This window comes from Methyloversatilis discipulorum (genome assembly GCF_000385375.1).
In the GTDB taxonomy this organism is placed as follows: Bacteria; Pseudomonadota; Gammaproteobacteria; order Burkholderiales; family Rhodocyclaceae; genus Methyloversatilis; species Methyloversatilis discipulorum_A.
This window is the reverse complement of record NZ_ARVV01000001.1, coordinates 711,900-722,367: the sequence shown is the minus strand read 5'-3', so window position 1 is coordinate 722,367 and position 10,468 is coordinate 711,900. Positions and strand designations below refer to the sequence as shown.

General features: G+C 62.6%; 9 protein-coding genes and 4 tRNA genes. All 13 read right to left on the bottom strand.

Annotation, left to right across the window (positions count from 1 at the left end; translation table 11 throughout):
- Positions 1-53: 53 nt before the first annotated feature.
- The gene (gene rpoB / locus METRZ18153_RS0103445; protein ID WP_019915268.1) at positions 54-4,130 is read right to left on the bottom strand and encodes a DNA-directed RNA polymerase subunit beta; all 4,077 of its coding nucleotides are present in this window, start codon (positions 4,128-4,130) and stop codon (positions 54-56) included.
- A 323-nt stretch (positions 4,131-4,453) separates the two neighbouring features.
- Positions 4,454-4,834, bottom strand: coding sequence for a 50S ribosomal protein L7/L12 (rplL, locus tag METRZ18153_RS0103440; protein ID WP_020163425.1), 381 nt, complete (start codon positions 4,832-4,834; stop codon positions 4,454-4,456).
- A 79-nt stretch (positions 4,835-4,913) separates the two neighbouring features.
- Positions 4,914-5,444, bottom strand: a complete 531-nt coding sequence (gene rplJ / locus METRZ18153_RS0103435) for a 50S ribosomal protein L10 (protein WP_020163424.1) — start codon at positions 5,442-5,444, stop codon at positions 4,914-4,916.
- 266 nt (positions 5,445-5,710) lie between these two features.
- A complete protein-coding gene (rplA, locus tag METRZ18153_RS0103430; RefSeq protein WP_019915272.1) occupies positions 5,711-6,403 on the bottom strand; it encodes a 50S ribosomal protein L1 in 693 nt (230 codons plus the stop codon).
- Between the two features lie 2 nt (positions 6,404-6,405).
- Positions 6,406-6,837 (bottom strand): 50S ribosomal protein L11, encoded by a 432-nt coding sequence (rplK, locus tag METRZ18153_RS0103425; protein WP_018228072.1) that lies wholly within the window; start codon positions 6,835-6,837, stop codon positions 6,406-6,408.
- A gap of 155 nt (positions 6,838-6,992) precedes the next feature.
- Positions 6,993-7,526 carry a transcription termination/antitermination protein NusG gene (gene nusG, locus METRZ18153_RS0103420; RefSeq protein ID WP_019915273.1) on the bottom strand — a complete coding sequence of 178 codons (534 nt, stop codon included), beginning with the start codon at positions 7,524-7,526 and terminating at the stop codon, positions 6,993-6,995.
- Positions 7,523-7,876, bottom strand: a complete 354-nt coding sequence (secE, locus tag METRZ18153_RS0103415; RefSeq protein ID WP_024300634.1) for a preprotein translocase subunit SecE — start codon at positions 7,874-7,876, stop codon at positions 7,523-7,525. The genes nusG and secE overlap by 4 nt, the downstream gene beginning before the upstream one ends.
- Positions 7,877-7,933: 57 nt before the next feature.
- Positions 7,934-8,009 (bottom strand) — tRNA-Trp (locus tag METRZ18153_RS0103410).
- Positions 8,010-8,054: 45 nt separating this feature from the next.
- Complete coding sequence (tuf, locus tag METRZ18153_RS0103405) at positions 8,055-9,245, bottom strand: elongation factor Tu (RefSeq protein ID WP_020163423.1); 1,191 nt, start codon at positions 9,243-9,245, stop codon at positions 8,055-8,057.
- Positions 9,246-9,335: 90 nt separating this feature from the next.
- Positions 9,336-9,410, bottom strand: a tRNA-Thr gene (locus METRZ18153_RS0103400).
- Between the two features lie 36 nt (positions 9,411-9,446).
- Positions 9,447-9,520 (bottom strand) — tRNA-Gly (locus METRZ18153_RS0103395).
- Positions 9,521-9,617: 97 nt separating this feature from the next.
- Positions 9,618-9,702 (bottom strand) — tRNA-Tyr (locus tag METRZ18153_RS0103390).
- A gap of 66 nt (positions 9,703-9,768) precedes the next feature.
- Positions 9,769-10,467, bottom strand: coding sequence for a dethiobiotin synthase (gene bioD, locus METRZ18153_RS0103385; protein WP_020163422.1), 699 nt, complete (start codon positions 10,465-10,467; stop codon positions 9,769-9,771).
- Position 10,468: the final 1 nt, after the last annotated feature.

Here is a 10,468-nt window from a genome sequence, read left to right as displayed (position 1 = left end):
ACTCCTTTGGGGCTAGTGGCTAGGGGCTAGGCGGAACGCTTTCGCGCCCAGTCCTAGAACCGCTCCAAATCAATGTCGATGGCCAGGGATCGGATTTCCTTCACCAGCACGTTGAACGACTCCGGCATGCCGGCATCGATCTTGTGCTCGCCCTTGACGATGTTTTCGTAGACCTTGGTACGGCCGGTCACGTCATCGGACTTCACGGTGAGCATTTCCTGCAGCGTGTAGGAAGCGCCGTACGCTTCCAGCGCCCACACTTCCATCTCACCGAAACGCTGACCACCGAACTGCGCCTTGCCGCCCAGCGGCTGCTGGGTCACAAGCGAGTACGGGCCGGTCGAGCGGGCGTGCATCTTGTCGTCGACCAGGTGATGCAGCTTCAGCACGTGCATGTAGCCCACGGTGACCTGGCGCTCGAAGGCCTCGCCGGTGCGTCCGTCGTACAGCGTCATCTGGCCGCCAGCCGGCATGTCGGCCAATTCCAGCATGCGGCGGATTTCGCCTTCGTGCGCACCGTCGAACACCGGCGTCGCGAACGGCACGCCGTGCTTCAGGTTGCTTGCCAGCTCCAGCACTTCGCCGTCGTTCAGCGAGGCGATGTCTTCGCTGGTGCCGCTGCGGTTGTAGATCTCGTCGAGGAAGGCGCGCAGTTCGGCCATATTAGCCTGACGGCGCAGCATCGCGTCGATCTTCTTGCCCAGGCCGCGTGCAGCCATGCCGAGGTGGGTTTCCAGGATCTGACCGATGTTCATCCGCGACGGCACGCCGAGCGGGTTCAGCACGATGTCGACCGAGGTGCCGTCTTCCATGTAGGGCATGTCTTCGATCGGCGTGATCTTGGACACGACACCCTTGTTGCCGTGGCGGCCGGCCATCTTGTCGCCCGGCTGCAGACGACGCTTCACCGCCAGATAGACCTTGACCATCTTCTGCACGCCCGGCGGCAGCTCGTCGCCCTGGGTGAGCTTCTTCTTCTTCAGCTCGAAAGCGAGGTCGAAGTCGGTGCGGGTCTTCTCCAGCGATTCGCGCAGGCTTTCCAGCTGGCCGGCAATGTCTTCTTCCGCCATGCGGATGTCGAACCAGCTGTGCGGCTCGACACCATCCAGGTACTCACGCGTGATGGTGGCACCCTTGGCCAGACGCTTCGGGCCGCCGTTGGCGACACGACCGATCAGCAGGCGCTCGATACGGGCGAAGGTGTCGCGTTCGACGATGCGCATCTGGTCGCCCAGATCCTGGCGGTAGCCGCGCAGCATGTCGTCGATGATGGACTGAGCGCGCTTGTCGCGCTCGATGCCTTCGCGGGTGAACACCTGCACGTCGATCACCGTGCCGTTCATGCCGGACGGCACGCGCAGCGAGGTGTCCTTCACGTCGGAGGCCTTCTCGCCGAAGATCGCGCGCAGCAGCTTTTCTTCCGGCGTCAGCTGGGTTTCGCCCTTCGGCGTCACCTTGCCGACCAGCACGTCACCGGCTTCGACTTCAGCGCCGATGTACACGATGCCGGACTCGTCCAGACGGCCAAGCTGTGCTTCGCCGAGCGACGCGATGTCGCGCGTGATTTCCTCGGGGCCCAGCTTGGTGTCGCGGGCGACCACGGTCAGCTCTTCGATGTGGACCGACGTGAAGCGGTCTTCAGCGACGACGCGCTCCGACAGCAGGATCGAATCCTCGAAGTTGTAGCCGTTCCACGGCATGAAGGCGACCAGCATGTTCTGGCCGAGAGCCAGTTCGCCGAGATCGGTCGAGGCGCCGTCGGCCACCACGTCGCCCTTGGCGATGATGTCACCGATCTTCACGACCGGACGCTGGTTGATGTTGGTGTTCTGGTTCGAGCGGGTGTACTTGACCAGGTTGTAGATGTCGACGCCGACTTCACCCGGCACTGTTTCCTCGTCATTGACACGGACCACGACGCGGCTGGCATCGACGTAGTCGACCACGCCGCCGCGCAGAGCCTGCACCGCCGTACCCGAGTCGACCGCCACGGTGCGCTCGATGCCGGTACCGACGAAAGCCTTCTCCGGACGCAGGCAGGGCACGGCCTGACGCTGCATGTTGGCGCCCATCAGTGCGCGGTTCGCGTCATCGTGTTCGAGGAACGGAATCAGCGATGCAGCAACCGACACGATCTGGCCCGGCGCGATATCCATGTACTGGACCTGGTCCGGCGTCGACAGCATGAATTCGCCCTTGTGACGGCAGGACACCAGCTCGTCGCTCAGCGCACCTTCACCGTCCAGCGAGGCGTTCGCCTGCGCGATCACGTACTTGCCTTCCTCGATCGCCGACAGGAAGTCGATCTGATCAGTCACGCGGCCGGCATCAACGCGGCGGTACGGCGTTTCCAGGAAGCCGTACTTGTTGGTACGGGCGTACAGCGCGAGCGAGTTGATCAGGCCGATGTTCGGACCTTCAGGCGTTTCGATCGGGCACACGCGGCCATAGTGGGTCGGATGCACGTCGCGCACTTCGAAGCCTGCGCGCTCGCGCGTCAGACCGCCCGGGCCCAGAGCGGACACGCGACGCTTGTGCGTGATCTCCGACAGCGGGTTGGTCTGGTCCATGAACTGCGACAGCTGGCTGGAACCGAAGAACTCCTTGATCGCGGCGCTGATCGGCTTCGCGTTGATCAGGTCATGCGGCATCAGGTTGTCCGACTCCGCCTGCGACAGGCGTTCCTTCACTGCACGTTCGACACGCACCAGACCGGCGCGGAACTGGTTCTCGGCCAGTTCGCCGACCGAACGCACACGGCGGTTGCCGAGGTGGTCGATATCGTCGATCTCGCCCTTGCCGTTGCGCAGATCTACCAGGATCCTGATCACGTCGACGATGTCTTCGTTCGACAGCGTCGGCGCGCCTTCGATAGCGTCACGACCGACACGGCGGTTGAACTTCATGCGGCCGACGGCCGACAGGTCGTAGCGCTCTTCCGAGTAGAACAGGCCGTGGAACAGTGTTTCCACCGCGTCTTCCGTGGGCGGCTCGCCCGGACGCATCATGCGGTAGATGGCCACGCGGGCCGACCACTGATCCGCGGTCTCATCGGTACGCAGTGTCTGCGAGATGTAGGGGCCGCGGTCCAGGTCGTTGGTATACAGCGTGCTGATCTCACCGACGCCGGCGGCCGACATCTTGGCCAGCAGGTCTTCGGTGATCTCGTCGTTCGCGTTGGCAAGGATTTCGCCGCTGTCCTGATCGACGACTGCGGTCGCGATCACACGGCCGACCAGGAAATCTTCCGGCACGGCGATGGATTCTGTGCCCGACTCGGCCAGTTCGCGGATGTGCTTGGCGGTGATGCGCTTGTCCTTGGCGACCACGACCTTGCCCGACGCATCGACGATGTCGAACTTGGCGATCTCGCCACGCAGACGTTCCGGCACCAGCTTCATCTGGATGCCGCTCTTCGACGCCAGGTTGAAGCTGTCGAAGTCGAAGAAGGTTTCGAGGATCTGTTCCGGCATCATGCCGATGGCCTTCAGCAGGATGGTCACCGGCATCTTGCGGCGACGGTCCACGCGGAAGTACAGATAGTCCTTCGGGTCGAATTCGAAGTCGAGCCAGGAACCGCGATACGGGATGATGCGGGCGGAGAACAGCAGCTTGCCCGAGCTGTGCGTCTTGCCGCGGTCGTGCTCGAAGAACACGCCCGGCGAACGGTGCAGCTGGCTGACGATGACACGCTCGGTGCCATTGATGACGAAGGAGCCGGTGGTCGTCATGAGCGGAATCTCGCCCATGTACACTTCCTGCTCCTTCACTTCCTTGATCGTTTCCTTCGGCGCTTCGCGGTCCATGATGACCAGGCGAACGCGCGCGCGCAGCGGGCTGGCGAAAGTGAGGCCGCGCTGATGACATTCCTTCACGTCGAAGGCCGGCTCGCCCAGCATGTAGTGGACGAACTCGAGACGGGCATTGCCGGAGTGCGAGCTGATCGGGAAGATCGACGTGAATGCGGCCTGCAGGCCCTGATTGCGACGGTGCTCGAGCGGCACGTCGGTCTGCAGGAACTGCGTGTAGGACTCCAGCTGGGTCGCCAGCAGGAAAGGCACGTCGAGCACCGCATCGCGCTTGGCAAAGCTTTTGCGGATGCGTTTCTTCTCGGTGTAGGTATAGGCCATGAAATCTCCGGACAAAGAGTGCGATGGCCGGGGAAAAACGGAGCGTGCGCCACCCGGCGCGCGGCCCGTGTTTCACCACGGAATGCAATCAGGACAGCGTCACCGGCGGTTGGCCTCTACCAACCCCTGGGCTGACAGCGAAAGCGCGGGCTGAACACCCGAGGCGGGACTTTCGCTCGACCGACGACGGTCTTCCGTGATCGCTTCGGAAGACAAGGAAAAGGCGGTTTGGTGCCGCGTTTTCCTGGTATCCCGAACATGCTGCATAAACGACAACGGGAGCGCGTGCCGCAAAGCACGCGCTCCCGCCAACCAGAGTCGAATTACTTCAGTTCGACCTTGGCGCCGGCTTCTTCCAGCTGCTTCTTCAGGGCTTCAGCGTCAGCCTTGGAGATGCCTTCCTTGACGGGCTTCGGAGCGCCATCAACCAGGTCCTTGGCTTCCTTCAGGCCCAGGCCGGTCACTGCGCGCACGACCTTGATGACTTCAACCTTCTTCTCGCCGGCAGCGGCCAGAACGACGGTGAATTCGGTCTTCTCTTCAGCAGCCGGGGCAGCGGCGCCACCGGCAGCCGGGGCGGCAACGGCAACAGCGGCAGCAGCCGACACGCCGAACTTCTCTTCCATGTCCTTGATGAGCTGCGACAGCTCGAGAACGGTCATGGCGGCGATGGCTTCCAGAATCTGGTCTTTGCTAACGGACATTTCAAAACTCCTGTTTCAAGCGCGGTGCATCAACATGCAGTCGCGCGGATGATTGCTTGATCTGAATTGAGGCCTGAACTTAAGCGGACTGCTTTTCGCGTTCGTCGCGCAGCGCTGCAACGGTACGGACAAACTTGCCCGGAACTTCGTTGAGCGTCTGAACGAACTTGGCGATCGGCGCCTGCATCGTGCCCAGAAGGGTGGCCAGCAGTTCTTCGCGGCTCGGCATGGAGGCCAGCGCCTTGACGCCAGCGGCGTCCATGACGTAATTGGCCAGCGCGCCACCGCGAATCACCAGCTTGTCGTTGCCCTTGGCGAAATCCTGAATGACCTTCGCGGCCGAAACCGGATCGGCCGACATGCCGTAAAGCAGCGGACCGGTCATTTCATTCGCCAACCCCTCGAACGGGGTACCCGCAACAGCGCGACGCGCCAGCGTGTTCTTCAGAACACGCAGGTAGACGCCCTGCGCACGGGCCTGGGCACGCAAACGCGTGACATCGCCCACTTCCAGACCTTTGTTCTCGGCGATCACGATTACTTGCGCGTCCGCAACTGCAGCGGATACGCCGGCAACCACTTCCTTCTTCTGATCGAGATTGAGTGCCAAGGTCTACTCCCATGATTACAGTCGTCCGGATCGCATCACTGCTTACCGGATCAACCACGTGCGGCGACCGTATTCAGGAGAAGAAACTGTCCGTGAGGACACCATCCATCCTGTGTCGGGTAACGCCATCTGCGCAGGCGGCGCTTGCGCACCATTAGACCCTTGCGGGCACCTGCGGTCTTTGACAACCCGCCGCGCCATGCTGGCCGCGACGGCCCAAAGTCCTGTTGTCATGCGCCCGACGAACCGGGCGCGAATTCAGTTTCTTACTGCACCGTCGCCTGATCGACGCGGATGCCGACGCCCATGGTGGTCGTCACCGACACCTTGCGCAGGTAGACACCCTTGGCCGCTGCCGGACGCGCCTTGTTCAGCGCTTCGATCAGAGCCTTGATGTTGGTCGTCAGCTGTTCCGGCGTGAAGGAGGCGCGACCGACCGTGCACTGGACGATGCCGCCCTTGTCGGTGCGGTACTGCACCTGACCGGCCTTGGCGTTCTTCACCGCGGTGGTGACGTCCATCGTCACGGTGCCGACCTTCGGGTTCGGCATCAGGCCGCGCGGACCGAGGATCTGGCCCAGTGCGCCGACGACACGCATCGCGTCCGGCGTGGCGATGGCCACGTCGAAGTTCAGATTGCCTTCCTTGACCTGGGCTGCCAGATCGTCGAAACCGACGACATCGGCACCAGCGGCCTTGGCTTCTTCAGCCTTTGCGCCCTGGGCGAACACGGCGACGCGCACGCTCTTGCCAGTACCGGCAGGCAGCACGACGGAGCCACGGACCAGCTGGTCCGACTTCTTCGCATCGATACCCAGATTCACGGCCAGATCGACCGACTCGTCAAACTTGGCGTTGGCGGTTTCCTTCACCAGCGCCAGCGCGTCGGCCAGCGGGTATGCGCGGTTGCGATCAACCTTGGCGCGCAGCGCCTGAATGCGCTTCGAGAGCTTTGCCATGATTACAGGCCCTCCACCGTGATGCCCATGCTGCGGGCAGAACCGGCGATCGTGCGCACAGCGGCATCCAGATCGGCAGCGGTCAGATCCTTGTTCTTCACCTTCGCGATTTCTTCGAGCTGGGCGCGGGTGACCTTGCCGACCTTGTCGGTGTGCGGCTTCGGCGAGCCCTTGGTGATGCCGGCAGCCTTCTTGATCAGGATGGTCGCCGGGGGCGACTTCATCACGAAAGTGAAGGACTTGTCCGCGTAGGCGGTGATCACCACCGGGATCGGCAGACCCGGTTCCATACCCTGGGTCTGCGCGTTGAACGCCTTGCAGAACTCCATGATGTTCAGACCGCGCTGACCCAGCGCGGGACCGATCGGGGGCGACGGGTTCGCCTTGCCGGCCGGCACTTGCAGCTTCACGTAGCCGACGATTTTCTTCGCCATGATGACTCCATTTGCGAGTGATAGCGTGGCGGACACTCAGGCCCGGCCACTCCTCATCCGGCGCATGCGCACCGGAAACAATCACGCGGCACGACCCCGGAGGGCTGCTGCCGCGCACCGTGGCAGCACCTTGCGGCGCCACCGAAACCTTCAGGTCAGACCTTCTCGACCTGCGAGAACTCGAGCTCGACCGGCGTCGCACGACCAAAGATGGTCACCGACACGTGCAGACGGCTCTTTTCGTAATTGACGCTTTCCACCGAACCATTGAAGTCGGTGAAGGGGCCTTCCTTGACGCGCACCAACTCGCCTACTTCGAACAGCACCTTGGGACGGGGCTTCTCCACCCCTTCCTGCATCTGCTGCATGATCTTGTCGACTTCCTTGTCGGAAATCGGCGTCGGCTTGTTGGCCGAGCCGCCGACAAAGCCGGTCACTTTCGGCGTGCTCTTGACCAGGTGCCAGCTGTCCTCGTCCATCTCCATCTCGACGAGCACATAGCCAGGAAAGAACTTGCGCTCGGACACAGCCTTCTGGCCGCCGCGCATTTCGATCACTTCCTCGACCGGCACGAGAATCTGGCCGAACTTGTCCTGCATGCCCGAACGCGCAACACGCTCGGTCAGCGCGCGCTGAACCGACTTCTCGAAGCCGGAATAGGCGTGCACAACGTACCAACGTTTGCTCATGATTTCTTCCAGCCCAGGATCAGGTCGTACAACACCCACTCGAGACTCTTGTCGGTCAGCCACAGGAACAGTGCCATCACGACCACGAAGCCGAACACGATGGCGGTGGTCTGCAGCGTTTCCTTGCGACTGGGCCAGGCAACCTTCTTGGCCTCGGCAACCGACTCGTTGGCAAAAACGATGAAGCGCCGCCCCGGCTCGGTGAACCATGCCACCGCGATACCGGCACCCAGACCGGCGAGCACGGACAACACCCGCACAGCCATGATCTGGTCGGCAAAAACATAAAAGCCGGCCACACCCGCAATCAACAGGGCAATGGCCAGCGCAAGCTTCAACTGGTCAGTCATGAGCATCCGGAAGTGCGCACGCACTCCGCAAAATTTTGTCCGGCTTGGCCACCGGAGTGGCAGGGGCAGAGGGAATCGAACCCCCAACCTTCGGTTTTGGAGACCGACGCTCTGCCAATTGAGCTATGCCCCTGCAAAACGCGAACCGGGCCGCACGCGCGACCCGGAGTACAACTCTTTACTCGATGATCTTTGCAACCACACCGGCGCCGACGGTACGGCCACCTTCGCGGATCGCGAAGCGCAGACCTTCTTCCATCGCGATCGGGGCGATCAGCTTCACCGTGATCGACACGTTGTCACCCGGCATCACCATTTCGGTGCCGGCCGGCAGTTCGATCGAGCCGGTCACGTCCGTCGTACGGAAGTAGAACTGCGGGCGGTAGCCGTTGAAGAACGGCGTGTGACGACCACCTTCTTCCTTCGACAGCACGTAGATCTCGGCCGTGAAGTGCGTGTGCGGCTTGATCGAGCCCGGCTTGGCCAGAACCTGACCACGCTCCACGTCTTCACGCTTGGTGCCGCGCAGCAGCACACCGACGTTGTCGCCCGCCTGACCCTGGTCCAGCAGCTTGCGGAACATTTCAACGCCGGTGCAGGTGGTCTTCACGGTCGGCTTGATACCGACGATTTCGATTTCCTCACCGACCTTCACGATGCCGCGCTCGATACGACCGGTCACCACGGTGCCGCGGCCCGAGATCGAGAACACGTCTTCGATCGGCATCAGGAACGCGCCATCCACCGCGCGCTCCGGCGTCGGGATGTAGCTGTCCAGCGCAGCGGCCAGCGCCATGATGGCGCCTTCGCCCAGGTCGGTCTTGTCGCCTTCCAGCGCCTTCAGGGCCGAGCCCTTGACGATGGGCACGTCGTCGCCCGGGAAGTCGTACTTCGACAGCAGCTCGCGCACTTCCATTTCAACCAGCTCGAGCAGCTCGGCGTCGTCGACCATGTCGCACTTGTTCAGGAACACGACGATGTACGGCACACCGACCTGACGGGCCAGCAGGATGTGCTCGCGCGTCTGCGGCATCGGGCCGTCAGCGGCCGAACACACCAGGATGGCGCCGTCCATCTGGGCGGCACCGGTAATCATGTTCTTCACGTAGTCGGCGTGACCCGGGCAATCAACGTGCGCGTAGTGACGGGTTGCCGTCTCGTACTCAACGTGTGCCGTGTTGATCGTGATGCCGCGCGCCTTCTCTTCCGGCGCTGCGTCGATCTGGTCGTACGCCTTCGCCTCACCACCGAACTTCGACGACAGAATCGTCGTGATCGCCGCCGTCAGCGTCGTCTTGCCATGGTCAACGTGACCAATCGTGCCCACGTTCACGTGCGGCTTGGTGCGCTCAAACTTTCCCTTTGCCATTTTCGATCACCCTGGTTGCTTGATAGAGATCTGCGTCAAACATCGACTGACATCCTCAGTTGTCACCAGGATGCCGCACGCAAAAAATTTTGGTGCCCATGGGCAGGATTGAACTGCCGACCTCTCCCTTACCAAGGGAGTGCTCTGCCACTGAGCTACATGGGCACTGAAACATCTTTGCCCGGACACACGCCCGAGCCGTGGAGCGGGAGACGGGAATCGAACCCGCGTCATTAGCTTGGAAGGCTAAGGTTCTACCATTGAACTACTCCCGCCAAACCGCTCCCTACCACCCATCGCGGCGACATGCACTCGCGATGTTTGCTGCAACTTTCTCGCCGTCTTGCCAGAACCCTGTTTGCTCAAGAGTTGTGGTGGAGGGGGAAGGATTCGAACCTTCGAAGGCAGAGCCGTCAGATTTACAGTCTGATCCCTTTGACCGCTCGGGAACCCCTCCGGCGACCAGCGAAACCCGCGATTATGGTGAGGGTTTCTTGCGCTGTCAAACCCCGGAACAAAAAATTCATCCAGGGAAGGCCAGCAGCGGCTGGATGTCCAGCAGACGCGACGCAGTTTTTGCATCGGCGCCGGACAGCCGCGGGATTATGCCAAGAATTGGCGCGTTGAGGCGACTTTTCAGCGCGGAAATCGTCGCCTCCTGCTCCAGCATGCCCTCGGGCTGGCAGTTCGCGACCCAGCCGGCCAGCGTCAACCCGCGCGCCCGCGCCGCCTCGGCCGTCAGCAATGCGTGGTTGATGCAGCCCAGCCTCAACCCGACCACAAGAATCAGCGGCGCCCCGATGTCGACCGCCAGATCGGCGGTCGTCCAGTCGGCACCCAAGGGCACGATGAACCCACCTACGCCTTCGACGATGACGTGATCAGCCTCTGCGCGCAGCGCAGACAGGGCGTCCAGCACCACAGCGCGATCGATCGATCGCCCCTCGCGTTGCGCGGCCACATGCGGGGCCAGCGGCGCTTCGAACAGATAGGGATTGGTCAGCGCCGTCGGTTGGTCGAGCCCGCTGGCCTGCGCCAGCGCGTCGGCGTCCTCGTTCGCGAGGCGGCCGGTGGCGTCGGGCGACGCGCCCGACGCCACCGGCTTCATGCCGACCGCGTTCACGCCGTTGGCCCGCAGCGCCTCGATCAGCGCGCAGGACACCAATGTCTTGCCGACACCCGTGTCGGTGCCCATGACGAAATGCAGTTTTCCCGCGCTCATA